Source organism: Paenibacillus chungangensis, from assembly GCF_042675905.1.
Taxonomy (GTDB): Bacteria; Bacillota; Bacilli; order Paenibacillales; family Paenibacillaceae; genus Pristimantibacillus; species Pristimantibacillus chungangensis.
This window is the reverse complement of sequence record NZ_JBHTJZ010000009.1, coordinates 331,452-350,110: the sequence shown is the minus strand read 5'-3', so window position 1 is coordinate 350,110 and position 18,659 is coordinate 331,452. Positions and strand designations below refer to the sequence as shown.

Genomic DNA, 18,659 nt, shown 5'->3' with positions numbered 1-18,659 from the left:
TAGCATTTTCCTATACAATAAATACATGGGATTTTATAATTATATATACCGGAAGGTTAATTAATCAACTGTAGATTTGTGTCCTTTTGATGAATGGAGGTTCGTTACATGCAACGAGAGCATCATAAGCGGAAGCCGGGACGTCCCAAAGCTTCGCGTTCATCGCAAACGATGACCCAAATATTGCGTACTGCATCCTTTCTGTTCATGGAGCACGGATATGAGAAGGTCTCGCTTGTCACAGTCGCCCAATCTTGCGGCTTGACGAAAGCGAGCGTCTATTATTACTTCAATAACAAAGCTGTATTGTTCACGGAATGCTTGCTGCTCGTATTGAAGATTGCCCATGACCAGACAGCCTCGATTATGAGCGGTTCCGGTTCACTGCAACATCGGCTTCTTACGGTTGCGCAACGATTCATGTCCAACGCGCATATAGAATTCGAATCCATGATGAGAGAGGCGTCAACGGAATTGACAGAGGAGCAAGTCGGCAGCATCCGTACTGCTGAACAGGCGCTCCACATTCTGCTGAAGGATATATTCCAGCGGGCAATTGATGAAGGCGAGATAGCAGAATGCGACCCTATGCTGCTGTCGCATGTCTTTACGGCCATGCTGACTGTGCGCAACCGCAAGGAAGTGATTAACGAGCAGAAATCAGTGGATCAAGCGGCAGAAGAGGTGATTCAACTATTATGGCGCGGACTTGCTCCGCGCCAATAGCGTTACAGCATCAGCAAGAAGAACAGGAGCGCAAGGCCGAAGCGATAATAGGCGAAATACGACAAGCGAAGCCGCTTCATCAGGTTGATGAATGTGATGACGGCAATCATGGCGACGATGAATGCGGCAAGCAATCCTACGAGAAAGAGCAACACATCTTCCTTCACCAAGTATTCCTTGCTGCCCAGCAAATCAACTATGCTGGCTCCTGCCATAATCGGAACAGATACAATAAACGTAAACTCTGCGGCTGCCTTCTGGCTTGCTCCTGCCAGCATACCTCCTGATATGGTAGAGCCGGAACGCGAGAATCCAGGCCACAGCGCCAGCACTTGGAAGCATCCGATAACGAATGCCTGCGTATACGTGATATCGTCCAGTTCTTCCGAGACAATCTTCCGTCTGCTGCGATCCGCAGCAATCATAAGCAACCCGCCGGCTACAAGACCAATTAATACCGTCTGCGGTCCGAACAGATACGCTTTAATGAAGCCATGCATCAAGACAGCTACCGTGCATGCCGGCACCATTGCCAGCGCCACATGAAGCGCATTGAGCCCGCTGTCCTTCCCCATTCTGAAGTTAAGTAACTTCAGAAATCTTTTCCAGTACAAGACGAGAACGGCCAGCACCGCTCCGAACTGAATGACGACCTCGAATGTCTTCGCGCGTTCCCCCTTGAACCCAAGCAGCTCTCCCGTCAGAATAAGATGTCCAGTAGACGATACCGGCAAAAATTCCGTCAGTCCTTCTACAATTCCCATCACAATGGCATGAATCAAATCTTGCATCGGCATACACTCCTTCGCCCGTACAGCCAAGTCTCTATACAAGCTTATGCATGTCCGTATTCACTCATTTCATTTTCTGCGGAATCGGTGAAAATTTCGATGCGTCGAATGCGGTGCTCGTCACGATCCAATATGGTAAACTGGGCTCCATCATAGCGCCATGTGCCGCCTTCCGGCAGCTCGGGCTGTTGATGGTACAGCCAGCCGCCGATCGTATCCGCTTCGTCATTGGGCAGATGCAGGCCGGACACCTCATTCACGTCGGTGATCAGCGCTTTCCCGTTCACAACATATTGCTGCTGTTGAATACGCTGAAATTCCCGCTCCTCGTCTTCGTCGAATTCGTCTCGTATTTCCCCTACAATTTCTTCCATAATATCCTCCAGCGTCAACAAGCCTGACGTACCCCCGTATTCGTCCAGCAGAATAACCATATGCACGCCTTCCTGTTGCATATGCTTCAGAAGCTTGTTGATGGGCATTACTTCCGGCATCGACAAGGCCGGCTGCAGCAGCTCGCGTACATCGTGGTCCAGTTCTCCGTCATACAAAAAGAATCGCTTCGTATTCAATATTCCGACGATGTTGTCCTTGTCGCCTCTGGCAACCGGGAATCGCGTATATTGCTCCTCCCTCATAATCGCGATATTCTGCTCCCGCGTATGCTCCACATAGAGGCAGACCATATCCGTTCGGGGTACCATCACTTCCCTTGCCAGCCGCTCATCGAATGCGAAGATGCGATTGACGTATCCGTATTCGCTGCGGTTGATTTGACCACTCTCATAGCTCTCGGACAAGATCGTCCGAATTTCCTCCTCGGTATGCGCTTCATGCTCGGATACCCGCTGGAAGCCCGCTAGCCGGACAAGTCGATTCGCAGAGCCGTTCAACAGCCAGATGAATGGATACATCACGCGATAAAATAAAATGATCGGCTTGGCCGTCAGCTTGGACACCCACTCCGGACGAATGATCGCTATCGTCTTCGGCGCCAGCTCTCCTAGCACAACATGCAAGTAAGTAACGAGCAGGAAAGAGACAAGGAAGGTCACTATCTTCTCCGTCTCCCCTCCCAACTGAAGATGCAGCAGCAGCGGATGCAGCAGTTGCTCCACTGTTGGCTCGCCCAACCAGCCTAATCCCAGCGCCGTAATCGTGATCCCCAGCTGGCAAGCAGACAAATAGCCGTCGAGATGGCTTGTCACCTTCTGGACGGCTCGGGCATTGCGGGCGTCTTCCGCGACCAGCTGTTGGACGCGGCTTGCCCGCATACGGATAATTGCGAATTCGGTCGCTACGAAAAATGCTGTAAGAGCAAGCAAAACAATGAACAACAATAACTTGATCGCCATATGCACGAATAGCTCCCTTCAGAGACGGATCATATCTTCTCCTGTCCCCTTAGTTCAGCCTATCCCTCTTGCCCTCATGTCATACTCGCCAATCTGCAACCGATTACCAAGGCACATCGTCCGAATTGGCAGTTGGAGCATCTGTTGCGTATGAAGCTGGTTCCTGATCCGGCGTCGAAGTGCCGATCACGGGTAGAATATCCGCCAGCTCCTGCGGCTGCAGCAGTTCTACTGGCGACATGCCCTTCTCGAATTGGAACGCTCCCCCTTCAATCACAACGACGTAGCGGCCGTTATGACGGGCGATGTGAATCGAAGAGCCGAAGTGGGAGAGCAATCCCCTCACCGTCACCTCGTCCAGCTTGAACGTGAACGGAAGATCCGGCTTCTGCTCTACCAGCGCGGACGCGGCCATCTGCACCTGCTCTTGCGGCCACCACTCCTGTAGCTCCCGCTTCTCGCTTGCCGCCCATACTTCCACGGCATTCTCCGCCTCGCTGCGCTCGGTGCTCGCTTCTTCTTGCCACCTGTCAGCTATGAATTGATGGGCCATCTCCACAACCTGCTCGCCCATCACCTCGGGCAGCGGCTTTTCATAAGATACGAACTTCAAAAAGTCCTCGAAGTAGCGGGCGTGAGATGCCTGATGAATTTTCAACTCCCATGGCTCCAGCACGCCTTCCTCGGGCATATGCGGATATTGGATCGACTTCATTCCCCTGGCGCTGATCGCCATCTCCACATGCGAGATAAGGCTCCTCTCATCCGCTATACGGGCTATTTTCGGCTCGAAGTCGCATTTCAGCAGGAACAGGAACGGCTCGTCGAAGAATGTATTCAGCTTCGATCTCGCGATGATGAACGCGCCGCCTCGAACGGCGCTCGTATCCAGATAGATGCGCACCAGTTCGTCCGCAATGCCCAGGTAACGCTCCTTACTGTCGGCCTCTCTCAACCTCTGGAACAAGCTGAAGTTACCGTTGCTGCCCAGCTCGTACCCCGGCTCAACCATGAAGCGCCCTACCTTCGTCGGCGGATTGGCGGTATTAGGATTCCGCTCCGCCTTGCGCTTCACAATACGCGAGAACTCACCGTCGAGGAAGGACTTCAGCTCGCTATCTTCGTATTCGTCCCCATCCAGCGTCGCGAAGTGTTTGAATCGCTTGACCGCGGAAGGGGAATCCTCGGCGCCGTCAGTCTGTATGACAAAAAAAGATAAGTACTCCATCGTAAATTCCAAAGCCAGAACCATCTCCAACCTTCCCTTTAAGTCTCCCCAGCATCATATCATAGGTTCGGCGCGGCAGGATACCGCGCTTCGAACCATCCTGCCGCATTCCGCCTTACTCCTGCAGAGCCGCTTCATCCCGATCAGCCTCACGCAGCAGCGGCGATAGCTCGCCGCGATACAACAGCTTCAGCTTATGCAGCGCCCGGGTACAGCCGACATAAAGCAGCTTGGCGTTCTGCTGACTGTATGCCCCGTCACCCGCGTCCGCAATCAGAACGGCGTCGAATTCCAGTCCTTTCGACAGATAGACGGGTACAACGGTCAGTCCCCCGCCGTAGCTCGGCTGCTTGCTCTCCACGAGCGATGCGGACAGTCCCGCCTGCACGAAGTATCGATGAATCGCATCGCACTCAGCAGCAGTGCGACCGATGACGGCAATCGTATCATAATCTCTTCGCTCTTGCCACCGGCTTGCCGTCGCAGCAAGCTCTCCCAGCCATTCCGCTTCGCTTACCGGCTTCAGCTCGACGGGATCGCCGCTGCGGAAGACGGGAACAGCCGGCTTCACTTCTCCTTCCATCTCGCCCAGAATGTAGTTGGCGAAGCCGATAATCTCCATCGTGGAGCGATAGCTTTGATTCAGTTCGAAGAAGCTTGCCGCATCGTCCGGGAATAAGCCAGTCAGCTCCTTCCAGCTATGAATGCCGGAATGCCCGTGAATCCCCTGCTGTAAATCGCCCAATATCGTCATGGACGTCGTCCTCTGGCACATGCGAAGCGTCTCCAGCTGCAACGGCGAGTAATCCTGCGCTTCGTCGATAACGATGTGGTCAAGCGGCGGAGTTTTCAGTCCGTACAGCCTTAAGTGGATATAGACGAGCGCCGCCATGTCCTCTGCCGCGGCATAGCCGTCCCTCAGCCTTGCCGCCGTTTCCTTCGCGACAGCTTGAGGAACGCCTTTCAGCGCTTCCTTACCTCTGAACAGGGACAGATAGAGCTGCTTCGCCGAGTAGGAGGGAAGCTTCTTAAGATAAGCGTTCAGCCTTGTTTTGGCTTTCGCCAGCACCTTCTTGTCCTGCACGCGCCTATACTTCAGCTCCGACTGGAACCAACGCCGAATCCGGCCCTCCAGCCGGTCTCGCTTCACCATTAGCGGCTCGTCGCCGTAATCGTTCTCATACCACTGTTGGATCTGGGATGGCGGCAGTTCCATGCCATCTACTGGGAAGAAGGGCGTCTCCGGCACGACATATTGTTCCAGCTTGCCGATTGCCTCATCCAGCTTTCCCTTGAATGTAAGGCTGCCTTTCCATCTCCCTGTTGCTTGAAGCCAATCCTCCGCTCCGCGCTTCTGTTCGAACCAGTAAGCCAGCGATTCGGACGGATCGGTCAACTTCACATCATGCTCCAATAGCTGTATTGCCCATTCGTGGTAGGTCGTCTGCCCGATGTCCCCTACACCGAGCTCCGGGAGCACGCCGGAGATATAGTCCAGGAACATCCGGCTCGGAGCGAAGATGATCATGCGTTCCGCTTTGATCCGCTCCGCATATTGATAGAGCAGGAATGCCAGACGATGCAGCGCGACTGTCGTCTTGCCGCTTCCCGCCACGCCCTGGATGAACAGTGCGCCGTTCTTGTCTCCGCGAATAATACGGTCCTGCTCGCTCTGAATCGTCGATACGATATCCCGCAGCTTATTATCTTTGTTCTCCCCAAGTCGGTACAGCAGGAATTCATCTCTTACCGATTCGCCTTCCTCCTGCCCTCGCACATAGCTGTCCACATAACGGATCAGCTCGCCTTGCCGGATAACGAAATTCCTCTTCAAGTGCATATCGCCGCTGATCTCTCCGTCGGGCGATACGTAGGAAGCGGGTTCCGTCCCGCCCGTGAAGGAATAGAACATGCTTGCCACAGGAGCCCGCCAATCGATGACAAGCGGATCTCCACCGGCCTTATCCCGGGCCACGCCCGCCTTTCCGATGTATAGCGGAACGACGGGATGCTCTCCGGCGCTTCCGATGCCGCACTCCCGGAAGTCCATGCGTCCGAAGTAAGGCTCGCGCCGGGCGATCTCCAACCTTCGCTTGCGTTCTTCGCGCTGCAGGTCCAGCATCTGCTCCGTGAAGTCGTCGCCCGTATAGCGGGGACCGATCTCTTGCAGCTGGTTGTTGATTGACTCCAGCGCACTCTTCAGGTGAAGCTCCTCATCCTGTTGTACACTCGTACTTGCAACCTTCGAATCCACTCTCATCCCTCCAAGCGAAAAAGGGCTGAGTCTCCGAACCGAGACTCAGCTTATAATTCCAATCATGATAAAAAAACGGAAAACTACCATATCACAACACGATAACTTTCGCAAGATATTTCCAAATGTGAACATCGTAGTATCCAACTTCACAACTTCGTACTTCAAATTCGTAGTATCCCACTTCGCTTCCAACTGCGGGCTTCGAGTTTCCTTGCGATGCTTCCGACTTTCGATGCTTTCAGCTTCCGACCATACATCTCCCAATGTTTTCAACTTCTCCGAAGCTTCGAGTTTTCAGCTCCCACACTTTCGAATTATCAATCAACTCCGCCATAGCATCGTCAATATCCACAGTATTCGTCTTGTCTATTGCTTCAATCCTCCCGAGCTCATCACCCAATAGCCTGTAACCAGAATAACCACGATCAAATGCAGCGCAAGCAGGAACGGAATACCCACTGTAAATGAGCGATGCTGCGTCTTATGTCGCCACACCTTCATCCCCCACAGCGTCCCTGCCGCACCACCGAATGCGCTAAGAAGAAACAGCCGCTTCTCCGGCGTGCGCCTTCGCTTGAGCTTTGCGCTCTTCTTATCCCAACCCATTAGCAGAAAGGTATATAAGTTCAATGCCACTATTGCGCCTATAATAATATAATAGATCAAGTGGTCACCTCCGTTCCTATCATCGCATGTAGTGACAGTTTATACGATTTTTCATACAAACGCCGCATATCCGCCTCGCCAATCCAGCACTTTGTACGATTTTTCATACAAACGAACCTGATATGTTACTTTAATCAGTTCGCCGTCACTTCCGGGGCTTGGCGCGATTGGTTGCTGTTGCCGTTAAAGGATTGTCCGGCCAATAATGCTTCGGATAACGTCCCTTCAAATCCTTCTTAACTTCGAAATATGCCTCCGACCAGAAGCTCTTCAAATCACTCGTCACCTGCACAGGCCGCTGAGCAGGCGACAACAGATGGATTGTCAGAGGAATTATTCCATCCGCCAGCCTCGGAGTCTCCGTCATCCCGAACATTTCCTGCAGCCGAACAGCGACAACCGGCTGATCAGGATTGCTGTAATCGATCGGGATACGCGAGCCGCTAGGCACTATCAGATGAGTGGGAGCTTGTTCATCCAGCATTTTGCGCTGTTCCCATGTCAGCAATCCGCTCAGCAGATCCGCCATTCTGAGCCTCTGCAGATCCGCCCTGCTCTTCAGACCATATAGATGAGGCTTTAACCATTCGTCTGCCGAAGCCAGCAGCGCCTCGCCCGTCATGCGCGACCATTCCGTTCGTCCGCCGCGAGCCATGAGCTGCATGCGCTCCAGCAGCGATTGCGCTTTCCCCTTCATCGGCAGGAGGTCCCAGCCTCTCTGCTGAACGACATGAAGCAGCACATCTGAGATCTGATCCCGGTCGGGCTGATTCAGCGGATGCTCGGACAGAACGATTGCGCCAAGCATCCGCTTCCTGCTGGCGCGAACGGCCGAAGCTTGCTCGTCCCAATACAGCTCTTCCGAATCATGAATATAAGCGGCCAGTTCCGTATCGATCTCCTCTTGCGACAATGCGGCGGCCAGTAGTACACGCCCTTCCGCTCCCGCATCATCCAATTCGCATGCGACCACATACGACGACGCGGACAAGAGCTGTTCGGCCGGCATCACCGCGCCGCGTCCGACAGCCAGCAGCAGCCGCCCATCGCTTCGCCGCTGCGCGATGCGATCGGGATACGCCGCAGCCAGCAGCACCCCTGCCGAACGCCGTGAATTCTGCCACTTGTTATTTTGCCATGCTCCCACTACAATTCGTTCCAGTTGTCCGGCAGCAGCCGCTATCCGCTGTAAGGCGGGATCGCGATTACCGTCGCGACGAAGCTTGTCCAGCCTGAGCTCTATATCGACATTTCGCTCCTGCGGCAAGATGTCTCTCTCGCTTAACAACGCTGCGAGCTCGCAAGCGATGCGAAGCTCGTCAATCGACTTCGCCGACAGCAGCATCGCCCCTAGCCGCGGATGGACCCCCAGCCGCGCGATAAGCCTCCCTTCAGCCGTCGGCTGGCCGGATGGCTTCATCGCCCCTAGCCGCTGCAGGAGATCTGACGCTTGCTCGTACGCCGCCATGGGAGGCGGGGTCACCCAATCCAGCTCCGCCGGAATGGCAATTCCCCATATGCTCAGCTCCAGCGCAAGAGAAGACAGGTCAGCGGACAACATCTCGGGAGCATTCTGATCCGCCAGATAGCGATGTTCTTCTTCACGCCATAACCTGTAGCACGTACCCGGCATGAGCCTGCCGGCTCTTCCCCGGCGCTGATCGGCTGACGCTTTGGAGACGGGCACCGTCTCCAGTCCGCTCATGCCGGACTTCGGCGAGAAGCGGGATACCCGCATCAGACCGCTGTCGATGACCACAGTTACTCCGTCAACCGTGATGCTGGACTCCGCAATAGATGTAGCTAGCACCACCTTTCGGCGACTGTCCATGCATCCGGCTACCGTCTCGGCCTGTTGCTGAAGCGGCATGCTGCCATACAGCTCCCTGATTTGAACATTTGCCGGCAGTCCGGCAGATGCCAGCCAGCGCGAGGTTTGGCGGATTTCTCTCACTCCGGGCAGAAAGGCCAATACATCGCCTTCGTGATTGTTTAATGCGTCTTGAATGCAGCGGCCCATCCGGGTGGACAAAGGCGTTTTTTTGTCCCCGTCAACATAATTCGTCTTCACCGGGAACAATCGTCCTTCGCATCGAATAACTGGCGCTTGCTGCAATAATGCTGCGATGGGCTCGGCCTCCAGTGTCGCCGACATCACGATCAGGCGCAGATCCTCGCGCAGCAGCTGCTGGGACTGCAAGGCCAAGGCCAGACCCAGATCGCCGTGAAGATGCCGCTCATGGAATTCATCGAACAAGATGACCCCTACACCGTCCAGCGCTTGATCCTCTTGTAGCATTCTGGTCAACACACCTTCGGTTACCACTTCAATGACGGTGCGAGGCCCTACCTTCGTATCCATTCTAACCCGGTATCCGACCCGTTCACCTACCGCTTCCCCCAGCTCTCTTGCCATATATTGCGCTGCCGCCCTCGCCGCAAGCCGTCTCGGCTCCAGCATCACAATACGTTGTCCTCTCAGCCAAGGCGCTTGCAGAAGTGCAAGCGGCACGCGAGTCGTCTTGCCGGCCCCGGGCTCTGCCAGCAGCACGGCGTTGTTGCTGCACGATAGCGCCGCTAACAGCTCCGGCAGCACTTGATCGATAGGCAGCTGCTTCTTCATCGTCAGTCCAGTCCTTTCCTAGTGCACAGTAAGCTCTATTTTACCACAATCGGGTTGATTATTTATCGATCTGCCGGAACTGACCACTCTCTCCATCCATACGCAAGAAGGCATCTTCTCCAGTGCAGCAGCAGCAGCAGGAGCGATGCCTTCGGCAGTAATCATATCTACTCGACACGATCATCCAGCGGATAGAAGATCAGGTTGATCGGGAATGCGGAACCTGCCGGCGGACTGAACGAGATATCCAGACTCTCCTCGCGGCCCGTCGTTTTCGCCAGCATAATCATGCCGTCGAACGCCGTCAGCACGCCGGAGGTTGGCACCTTGACCATCTCCCCATTCACCTTGAACGGACCTTTGAACGCGCCGCCCTTGGCCAGTACCATAATCGCCATCTTGCGCGGATTGTCGGCATGAATGCGATAGACCGTTCCGTAATTGCCGGACAAGACGGCCTCGGTGCCGCGAATGGGATCGTACCCCATCTGGAACGGATCTTCCTTGCCGTCCCCTATGACGAGCTTATGGGGCTTCTTCAGTCCGGCCTCTGTAAGATCCATCTCCCAGTTAAAGCCGGCGATCTGGAAGGTGCCGCGCACATGACCGTTGAAGGGAAGCTTGCGCATATCCAACATCTTCGTCGATACGGCATCCGCCGCGGCGAACGTGAATTGCACCTCGCCATCCGTCTCCACATCGTACAGCAGATTGACCCCTTGACCGGGATAGAAGTCGGGGAACTGCTTGTAGATGAACGTCTGGCCTGCGGGTATGGTCATCGTCTCGTCCGCCTTGTCCTCCATCAGGAAGTCGACAGTCGCTTCACTGCCGATCAGATGGGCGTAGATGGATGGATACACTTCACCTTTATTGGTCGTGCGAACTTTAACCGGTTTGTCCGATTGATTCGTGGCCAGTATGGCGAATCCGACCTTCTCCTTCGTTCCGTTCAGATGATCGGCGTAGAGCCTTCCCTTGCCATTAATGACATCCTGGTACAGAATGCCCGTCTCCGTGAATGTCTCCGGACTGTCGCTCATAAGCATCGTACGGGATCTGTCCAGCTCGATCTGCTTCTCCAGACTCGGCAGGTTGAAGTAGTGGCTATACAGTGTGCTCCAATCCATCGGCAGATAACCGCCTACCGGCTTCGTATAGATGGGGTATTCCTCTTCTGTCATATACACGTCATCTTCGATGACTAGATTCCTCGTATACGGCGCACTCTCATGACCATGCTTGTCCTTCACCTTCAGCGTAATAGGGTAAGTGCCGGCTTTGAAAAACACCTCTTCCTTCCCTTCCCATTCCTGCTGATGTCCTTCCGCATCGGGATCGTAGCTCAGGTTAATATACTTGATCGGCTCGCCGATCCGGTAGCTGCTCTTGCCGAAGGTGAACTTGGCGACAGGCTTGGAATTGTTCTTGTCGGGATCGTACAGGCCGTCCGGCTTCTTCGCATAGACAACATCAACCCTTCTAAGCTCGTTGTTGTATGTATAAGTTGCGCCCATATAGTCGGACAGCCATCTCAACTGGATCAGCAGCCTGCCCTTCGACAGCATCGCGACATCATCGAAATTATGCAGCAGCCCGTTCACCCATACTTCCTTATTCTCGGTGTCCAGCGTAATGATGTGGCTGGGCGTCTCCATGAGAATGGTGCGTGTCTCTTCGTCCCATTCCACCTTCATGCCGAAGGTGTCGCCCAGAAATTTGGCAGGAACGTACGTGCGACCTTTCTTGATCACGGCCGGGGAATCCAGCATCACTTGCGCTCCGTTCAAAAAAGCTTCCGGTTGATCGACATAAAATACAACGTATGAAGTTCCTGAAGTAATGGCCTGTTCCTGCTCGGCTGCCGCCTGGAGAGGTGCGGTCAACAGCATGAGCGACAGCATGACTGCTGCCGCTTTCGTCTTATTGCGGCGATTCGTGGAAATCATTCATCTGGCCCCTTTTCATCGTTTACAATAGCAATCCGGCATCATCATTATGCTCAAAAAGACAATAAGAAACCGGTCAACCTATAAACGTCACACATTCCGAAAAGTTGCAACGATTCCCAACATGCCTGCTAGTCGACCAGTTGCTTAATCCTCATCCTGGGTCTTGCAGGCCACGTACACAGATCTGTAAACAGCCTCGGCAAGCGTGCAGCCCAGCGAGGTGGCTGAGCCGGCATACACGTGCTTGACCCCCCAGTTCTTATTCCGTGTAATCGCAATCGCAATGGCGTCCGTCGTCGTTCCTGTCGCCGATTCTCCGTTCGCCCGCTCGACAATTCCCAGCTTCTGGAGGGCGGCCGTCTTCGCTTCCGTCGCGGTAATAACCGCGTTCACCATCGCAGACTGAGACAGCTCTCCATCAATCATAATCATCGTATTGATGGTACCGGGCATATAGGATGGGAATGTCTTTCTCGGCATACCCGCCCTTGCTGCATTCTTCGTTCCAGATGTCGTACAGCAGAGCAGCTTGAAGCCGTCCCCTTCAGATTCCTGCACGGCAGCATGCGTCAGCTTCGCCGCCGTAATGAAGCCGACCGTCCGCTCGGCATCATATCCCCATTGCACGCATTGTTCGCGTATATCCTGTACGGGATCGTCACATTGATACGTCAGCGGTACCTTCCAGTTCACGATCGTATCCGTCTCTGAGAATCCTCCCGGCCATACGGCGCTGCTAAGCGCATATAACGGCTCCTGGCTCCGAAGCTCGATTCGATCTTCCTTCAATAACAGCTGAACGCCCGGGCATAGCCGGGACACATATTCGTTGCCGCTGCGAAATGGTTGCATTAATCGCTCGACTCCTTCCTCAATCCGGCTATTTCGTATATGAGCGGCACGTTCAGACACGTCCTGACATGTTCAGCCAGCCGGTCGAATGCCGCTTCCCTGCGCTGCCGGAACGGAATGCCGACGGCCTCCCCCTCCAGAGCGGCCCACCCTTTGCTTGTTCGAATTTCGTTCAGCCATTGCCGTCTGAAGGCATCGTTCTGAAAAATACCGTGCAGAAACGTGCCCCATGTGCGACCATCCGGCGAGGCGGCTCCTTCCGAACGTTCGTTCCGCTTGTCGCACATTATGCGAAACGGCTGATGATCCGGAGGCTTCATCCATTCCATGGTTCCCATATGAATTTCGTATCCTTCGATATCAGTCTCTTCATGTAAGGAAGTTATGCGGGCGCGTCCCCGCACTTGAAGTGTCGTCTTCTCTTCTCCGAACTGGATGCGGAACGGGAACAGCCCCATTCCTGTCATGGAGCCTTTGGAAGACTCTACCCCTTGTGGGTCGGATAGCTCCAATCCCATCATTTCATATCCGCCGCATAGGCCGACAGTCCATCCTCCCCGTTCCTTGTGGTTCAGCAGCAGCGATTCCAGACCTTGCTCACGAAGCCAAGCGAGATCCTCCAGCGTATTTTTGCTGCCCGGTACGATGACGGCGTCCGGATTCCCCCACTGTCCTGGAGAACTGACATAGCGCAACGACACATCCGCCTCGAAGCGCAGCGGGTCCATATCGGTGAAGTTGGAGATGCGGGGCAGCCTCAGCACGACAATGTCCAGACGCTCTCGTTGCGTTCCTTCGGATTGCATGGAATAAGAAGGCAATTGGCCTCCGATCGCCAAGGAGTCCTCGTCCTCCAGAGCCAGGTCCGGCAGATGGGACAGCACCCCCAGCACCGGCTTGCCCGTCCGCTCCTCCAGCCAGGCAAGTCCGGGCTGCAACAGCGACAGATCGCCCCTGAACTTGTTGATAATGAAGCCGCATACCCGGTCGCGCTCCGTCTTCTCCAATAGCTCCAAGGTACCGACGATAGCGGCGAACACGCCGCCCCGGTCAATATCCGCCACCAATAGGACTGGCGCCTCCGCCCATTCGGCCATCTGCATATTGACGATATCTCTATCCTTCAGATTGATCTCAGCCGGACTGCCCGCCCCCTCCAGCACGACAATATCGTGGCGGGAACGAAGCCGCTGCAGCGCTTCTCGAACAATACCACCTGCTATGGGCAAGTACTGGCTCCGGTATTCCGCCGCCTCGTAATCCCGAAGCGGCTTGCCATGCACGACGACCTGCGAGCGCATGTCGCCTGATGGCTTCAGCAGAATCGGATTCATGTCGGTAGTAGCATTTATGCCGCAAGCGTCCGCCTGCATGGCTTGAGCCCGTCCAATCTCCTTGCCGTCCGCCGTCACATAGGAGTTAAGCGACATATTTTGCGACTTGAACGGGGCGGGACGATACCCATCCTGCTTGAATATGCGGCACAGCGCGGCAGTGACCACGCTCTTGCCGACATCGGATGCCGTACCCTGAATCATCAGCGTACGTCCTGCCGTCATGCCGCTCTCCGCGTTCCATTCCTTTGCCTTCACGCGAGTTCCCCATCCTTGCCTTCCGCCATCATCTCCGCCAATCTCTCCAGCAGACTCGCATTCTGCTCGCGCAGCTTCACAGCTACTCGAATATATCGTTCGTCCAAGCCAGGGAATAAGGAAGCGTCGCGGATAAGCACACCCGTTCTCCCCATTGCCTCCTGCAAGCTGGAAGCATTCAGCTTCATCCGCTCAGGCAGCCGCAGCAGCAAATAGTTCGCATCGCTTGGCGTTACGATAAACCCGAGCTTGTTCAATTTCTTCGCAAGCCAAGTCCGCTCCTCATCAAGCCATGCCAGCGTACGGCTAACGAACGGCATGTCTTCGATCACAGCTTCGCCAATCGATTGGGCCAGTGAATTGACGCTCCATGGCACTTGCAAGCTTCTCATGCTATCGATTAACTCAGGAGCAGCTGCTGCGTAACCGAGCCGAATGCCGGGAACGGCGTAGAACTTCGTCATGGAACGAATGACGATCAGACGGGAGTGGCGCGCAGCTTCCGCTACCATAGTCAGCGTCTCGGAGCCCGGTACGAAATCAAGAAAAGCTTCATCCAGCATCACATATGCTCCGCTGTCCAGCAGCTGTTCGATTAACTTCCGATCGATTAATCGCCCAGTGGGATTGTTCGGGCTTCCCAGTATATACAGTCCCGCACCCGACTGCATCGCCTGCCAGAGCTGATCTTGCCCAAGCACGAAGCCGGATTGCGCCGACAACGGAATGCGGTGAAGTCGGCTTCCCAGCTTGCCCACCGCATCAGCATATTCCGAGAAGCAAGGCGATACGACGGCTGCCGCTTCCGGAGCGATGGCTCTCACCGCCAGATCGATCAATTCCGCCGCACCGTTGCCGATCAGCAGACACTTCTCGTCAATGCCGTGCAAATTCGACAATAGTTCCTTAAGCTTGCGGGATGCAGGATCGGGATAAACCTGTATCCGCTGTATGTATTGCTGCACAATATCCCCGACATACTCCGGCGGGCCAAGCGGATTCATATTAGAGCTGAAGTCCAGGAATTGAGCGGATTCTCTACCGAACGCTTCCGCTGCAGTCGTCAAGTCTCCCCCATGTCCAAATCGTTCCAGCATATCGACATCGTCCTTTCTACCTTCTTCTTATCCTATATGCCGCCATATGACGACGGCGAGCAACAGCAACGTCTCCAGCGCTTCATTCATTGCACCGTATGTATCGCCGGTCAGACCGCCAAGCTTTCGGTTCAATGAAGCGGCCGATGCCGTCCCGGCCAAAGCTGTCAAGATGAGAGCCGCAGCGGCAAGCATCAACGCGTTCATACAATTAACATCATTAATCATTAATGCTGCAAATGAAATCAAGAGCGACAGAATCGCTGAAAAACCAACGTTTTTATTGTTAACGCCATTAAATAAGTTGGCCATCCCTTCACCTTGCCGTGCAGGCTTCCACCAGGCAATCGCCGCTCCCATCCAGGAGCGGCTCCAGCAGCAAGTCAATATCCATACGGCAGCCAATGGTATTCCCCCAGCTTCACTGCCGGCGTCACCAGCCGTCAACAGCTCTGCAATGAGGGAAGCTTTCAGCATAAGCAACAGTACAGCGGCAAGTACGCCCATCGCTCCGACACGGCTGTCCTTCATGATGTCAAGCATCCGCTCGCGTGAGCGGTGGCTGAGCACGCCGTCGGCCGTGTCCATCCATCCGTCCAGATGCAGACCGCCTGTCAGCGCCGCCCATAACGCCACGAGCAGCACAGCGGTAGGCCATGGCGGAAGCAAGTGAGACAGCAGCCACGAAGCAGCCGCAAGCAGCGTCCCTATGGCCAATCCGGCAACCGGGAAATAAGCAATGCTTCTGGTCAGAACAGGAGGCGTGAATGGCACATTCAACGGAACCGGAATCCGCGTCAGGAATTGGACGGCAGCCGCTAGCGCATAACCATGCTCTCTCAAGCGCATATGAGCCATGTGAGCAACACTCCTATCCATATGATTATGCTGACCGCGTACAGCAGCCTCACGCTCTGTCTGATATGGCAACGCTGCAGTGATTGCAGCGGCCAGCCCATGCGCGCCCGTTCGCTCACGAGGCCAAAGTACCGATTGCTGCCGCCAAGCTGTACGCCAAGGGCACCCGCGGCGGCGGATTCCGGTATGCCGCTGTTCGGGCTCGGGTGACTGCCGGCGAATGTCCGCATAGCACTCCAGCTGCGTCTTCCGTCCAGCCCGGGCAGCAGATAAGCCGCGACAACCATCATAAGGCCTGTCAATCTGGCGGGTATGTAATTCAAAACATCATCGGTGCGGGCCGAGCACCAGCCGAAGTCGACGTACTTGTCGTTGCGGTAGCCGACCATGGAATCCAGTGTATTCGCGGCCCTGTACAGCATGGCCAGCGGCGCTCCGCCAAGCAAGGCGAACAGTATCGGCGAGACGAAAGCGTCTACGGTATTCTCCGCTACAGTCTCCACCGTAGCGCGGACAGCTTCAGACTCATCGAGACTGTCCGTGTCTCGCCCCACGATATAACCGACATATTTCCTCGCTTCATTAAGATTGCCCTCGATCAGCGGCCGATAGACCGACATCGCCGCTTCCTTCAAGCCCTTCACAGCAATCGTCGTGGAGATGAACCAGGCGGTCACCGCGTAGCCCAGCCATGTGTGAACCATATCGGCAAGCCATACCATCCCCCACATCATTCCCCAGCTTGCGGCCAGTACAATGACAGTCAACAGAATCCCGTACATTCGCTTCTCCCCGCTGCGTTGACAGCCGTCCTGACGCAGCCATGCCCGCTCCAACCGGCCGATCAGCCGGCCGATCCATATGACGGGATGAGTAGGCCATCTGGGATCGCCGATAAGCCAATCGATTGCAATCGCAGCCATCGCCAGCAGCAGCAGCTCCTTCAGACTGTATAGCATTACATATCCTCCCAGCGGAAGGCCGCTGCCCGCAGATCGATCGGAATGCCCGCTGTCACCAGGAATACCCGTTCGCAGACGGCGGCTATCCTTTGATTCAGCCTGCCCGCCTCGTCACGGAATTGCCTGCCAAGCGGATATTCCGGCACGATGCCGTCTCCTACTTCATTCGTAACGATCAGAAGGGGATACGGGTAACGGACGATCGCTTCCACCAGACGATCCGTCTCTTCGTCACAGCGAAGGCTCTCCGAAGCTTCCTCCTGCAGCAGCACATTGGTGAGCCATAACGTGAGGCAGTCCAGAAGCACGACCGGAGCCTTCCCACCCCCGGCGGCGAGCGAGTCGCCTTGCCGGCGAAGCTCCTCCAGCAGCTCCGCGACCCGAAGCGGCTCTTCTCTCGTCACCCAACGGAAGCCCGCAATCTCCCGATCCTGCCGATGTCTGCGGACGCGCTCTCTCATCTCATCGTCGTAAGGCTGGCAGGTGGCGATGTAGACGCCGCTGCTTGCAATCCGCTGCGCATATTGCTCCGCGAAGCCGCTCTTGCCGCTTCTGGCTCCGCCCGTGATCAATATTGCCAATGCCATCCCCTCCCGCTAACTGTTCTCAAGTCCGATATCCTGAAATGTGGCCATTTCCTGCATCAGGCGAAGCGCCGCTTCCACATAATGAAAAGCCAGCACCGCGCCGGTGCCTTCGCCGAGCCGCATGCCAAGCTGCACCATCGGCTGCAGTCCCAGCTTCTCCAGCAGCAGGCGATGACCTTGCTCATGCGACAAGTGCGAGGCGATCAGATACGGTCTCACGCCTTCCGCCAGCTTCAGAGCGACAAGCGCCGCCGCAGAGGAGATGAAGCCGTCTACCACGACAGGACAGCCCCTCATCGCCGCACCGATATAGACGCCGGCGAGACCTGCGATTTCCAGTCCTCCCACCTTCGCCACCACATCGACAGGGTCATTCCTATCCGGATCATTAACGGCAATGGCGCGCTGTACCACTTTCACCTTGTGCGCCAGCGCTTCGTCGGAGATGCCGGTGCCTCTGCCGACAGCCTGCTCCGGCGACAGCTCAGCAAGCACGGAGGCGATAGCGGCGCTTGCCGTCGTATTGCCGATCCCCATCTCGCCTGTCGCGAACAGTCTCACCCCTTGCTCTGCTTGTGAGCTGACGACTTCGATTCCTGTCAGTATCGCTTGCAGCGCTTGCTCGCGGTTCATCGCCGCACCTTTTGCCATATTGTGCGTGCCCATCATGACTTTGCGGCTCAGCAGCATGGGATGCTCAAGCTCTGCTGCGACTCCTACGTCGACGCAGACGACCTCTGCACCCGCTTGACGGGCAAGCACATTGACAGCGGCTCCTCCCGCCAGGAAATTATGCACCATCAGAGGCGTTACGCTTGATGGGAAGGCGCTTACCCCCTCCTCGCACACACCATGATCCGCGGCCATGACGATGACCGCCTTGCGCGACAGCTCCGGCCACAATTCGCCGGTAATGCCAGCCAGCTGTGCAGCCAGATCCTCCAGTCTGCCCAGACTTCCCGGGGGCTTGGTCAAGCCGTCGGAATGCTGTCTGGCCCGCCTCGCATAGGCCTCATTGAACGGACGTATGCCGTCTATCGCTGCCTGCAGTTGTTCTTCATATCGATTCTCCGTTGTCATTGCGATTCATCCTCCCGCTCAAGTTGCCTTTCA

General features: G+C 55.5%; 15 protein-coding genes. 1 reads left to right on the top strand and 14 read right to left on the bottom strand.

The features are described 5' to 3' along the window. Positions 1–108 precede the first annotated feature (108 nt). A complete protein-coding gene (locus ACFQ2I_RS09380; protein ID WP_377563772.1) occupies positions 109–726 on the top strand; it encodes a TetR/AcrR family transcriptional regulator in 618 nt (205 codons plus the stop codon). Positions 727–728: 2 nt separating this feature from the next. Here the strand turns inward: ACFQ2I_RS09380 and ACFQ2I_RS09375 are convergent, their stop codons facing one another. The 14 genes from ACFQ2I_RS09375 to cobT form a co-directional block, all read right to left on the bottom strand. Continuing rightward, positions 729–1,517, bottom strand: coding sequence for an undecaprenyl-diphosphate phosphatase (locus ACFQ2I_RS09375; protein WP_377563771.1), 789 nt, complete (start codon positions 1,515–1,517; stop codon positions 729–731). 44 nt (positions 1,518–1,561) lie between these two features. Next, the gene (locus tag ACFQ2I_RS09370; protein ID WP_377563770.1) at positions 1,562–2,872 is read right to left on the bottom strand and encodes a hemolysin family protein; all 1,311 of its coding nucleotides are present in this window, start codon (positions 2,870–2,872) and stop codon (positions 1,562–1,564) included. Between the two features lie 103 nt (positions 2,873–2,975). Then, on the bottom strand, positions 2,976–4,112 hold the full coding sequence (locus ACFQ2I_RS09365) for a DUF3900 domain-containing protein (protein WP_377563893.1): 1,137 nt from the start codon (positions 4,110–4,112) through the stop codon (positions 2,976–2,978). Positions 4,113–4,215: 103 nt separating this feature from the next. Beyond that, positions 4,216–6,354, bottom strand: coding sequence for a HelD family protein (locus tag ACFQ2I_RS09360; protein WP_377563769.1), 2,139 nt, complete (start codon positions 6,352–6,354; stop codon positions 4,216–4,218). Positions 6,355–6,723: 369 nt separating this feature from the next. Further along, positions 6,724–7,023: a DUF1294 domain-containing protein gene (locus ACFQ2I_RS09355; protein WP_377563768.1), complete on the bottom strand. Its 300-nt coding sequence runs from the start codon at positions 7,021–7,023 to the stop codon at positions 6,724–6,726. Positions 7,024–7,168: 145 nt separating this feature from the next. Then, a complete protein-coding gene (hrpB, locus tag ACFQ2I_RS09350; RefSeq protein WP_377563766.1) occupies positions 7,169–9,646 on the bottom strand; it encodes an ATP-dependent helicase HrpB in 2,478 nt (825 codons plus the stop codon). A gap of 167 nt (positions 9,647–9,813) precedes the next feature. Then, positions 9,814–11,595 carry a copper amine oxidase N-terminal domain-containing protein gene (locus ACFQ2I_RS09345; RefSeq protein WP_377563765.1) on the bottom strand — a complete coding sequence of 594 codons (1,782 nt, stop codon included), beginning with the start codon at positions 11,593–11,595 and terminating at the stop codon, positions 9,814–9,816. A gap of 147 nt (positions 11,596–11,742) precedes the next feature. Continuing rightward, a complete protein-coding gene (locus ACFQ2I_RS09340) occupies positions 11,743–12,450 on the bottom strand; it encodes an adenosylcobinamide amidohydrolase (protein WP_377563764.1) in 708 nt (235 codons plus the stop codon). After that, positions 12,450–14,042: a cobyric acid synthase gene (locus ACFQ2I_RS09335; protein WP_377563763.1), complete on the bottom strand. Its 1,593-nt coding sequence runs from the start codon at positions 14,040–14,042 to the stop codon at positions 12,450–12,452. The genes ACFQ2I_RS09340 and ACFQ2I_RS09335 overlap by 1 nt, the downstream gene beginning before the upstream one ends. Next, positions 14,039–15,139 carry a threonine-phosphate decarboxylase CobD gene (gene cobD, locus ACFQ2I_RS09330; RefSeq protein WP_377563762.1) on the bottom strand — a complete coding sequence of 367 codons (1,101 nt, stop codon included), beginning with the start codon at positions 15,137–15,139 and terminating at the stop codon, positions 14,039–14,041. The genes ACFQ2I_RS09335 and cobD overlap by 4 nt, the downstream gene beginning before the upstream one ends. A 27-nt stretch (positions 15,140–15,166) precedes the next feature. Next, positions 15,167–15,997 carry an adenosylcobinamide-GDP ribazoletransferase gene (gene cobS / locus ACFQ2I_RS09325; protein ID WP_377563761.1) on the bottom strand — a complete coding sequence of 277 codons (831 nt, stop codon included), beginning with the start codon at positions 15,995–15,997 and terminating at the stop codon, positions 15,167–15,169. Next, positions 15,979–16,956, bottom strand: coding sequence for an adenosylcobinamide-phosphate synthase CbiB (cbiB, locus tag ACFQ2I_RS09320; protein ID WP_377563760.1), 978 nt, complete (start codon positions 16,954–16,956; stop codon positions 15,979–15,981). Before cbiB ends, cobS begins: the two co-directional genes overlap by 19 nt. Continuing rightward, on the bottom strand, positions 16,956–17,540 hold the full coding sequence (cobU, locus tag ACFQ2I_RS09315; RefSeq protein ID WP_377563758.1) for a bifunctional adenosylcobinamide kinase/adenosylcobinamide-phosphate guanylyltransferase: 585 nt from the start codon (positions 17,538–17,540) through the stop codon (positions 16,956–16,958). The genes cbiB and cobU overlap by 1 nt, the downstream gene beginning before the upstream one ends. A 15-nt stretch (positions 17,541–17,555) precedes the next feature. Next, on the bottom strand, positions 17,556–18,626 hold the full coding sequence (gene cobT / locus ACFQ2I_RS09310; RefSeq protein WP_377563756.1) for a nicotinate-nucleotide--dimethylbenzimidazole phosphoribosyltransferase: 1,071 nt from the start codon (positions 18,624–18,626) through the stop codon (positions 17,556–17,558). Between the last annotated feature and the right edge of the window lie 33 nt (positions 18,627–18,659).

Coding starts and splice junctions, on each gene's coding strand:
- ACFQ2I_RS09380 (WP_377563772.1), top strand. CDS start 109: ATGCAACGAGAGCATCATAAGCGGAAGCCGGGACGTCCCAAAGCTTCG.
- ACFQ2I_RS09375 (WP_377563771.1), bottom strand. CDS start 1,517: ATGCAAGATTTGATTCATGCCATTGTGATGGGAATTGTAGAAGGACTG.
- ACFQ2I_RS09370 (WP_377563770.1), bottom strand. CDS start 2,872: ATGGCGATCAAGTTATTGTTGTTCATTGTTTTGCTTGCTCTTACAGCA.
- hrpB (WP_377563766.1), bottom strand. CDS start 9,646: ATGAAGAAGCAGCTGCCTATCGATCAAGTGCTGCCGGAGCTGTTAGCG.
- ACFQ2I_RS09345 (WP_377563765.1), bottom strand. CDS start 11,595: ATGATTTCCACGAATCGCCGCAATAAGACGAAAGCGGCAGCAGTCATG.
- ACFQ2I_RS09340 (WP_377563764.1), bottom strand. CDS start 12,450: ATGCAACCATTTCGCAGCGGCAACGAATATGTGTCCCGGCTATGCCCG.
- cobD (WP_377563762.1), bottom strand. CDS start 15,139: ATGCTGGAACGATTTGGACATGGGGGAGACTTGACGACTGCAGCGGAA.
- cobS (WP_377563761.1), bottom strand. CDS start 15,997: ATGGCTCATATGCGCTTGAGAGAGCATGGTTATGCGCTAGCGGCTGCC.
- cbiB (WP_377563760.1), bottom strand. CDS start 16,956: ATGCTATACAGTCTGAAGGAGCTGCTGCTGCTGGCGATGGCTGCGATT.
- cobT (WP_377563756.1), bottom strand. CDS start 18,626: ATGACAACGGAGAATCGATATGAAGAACAACTGCAGGCAGCGATAGAC.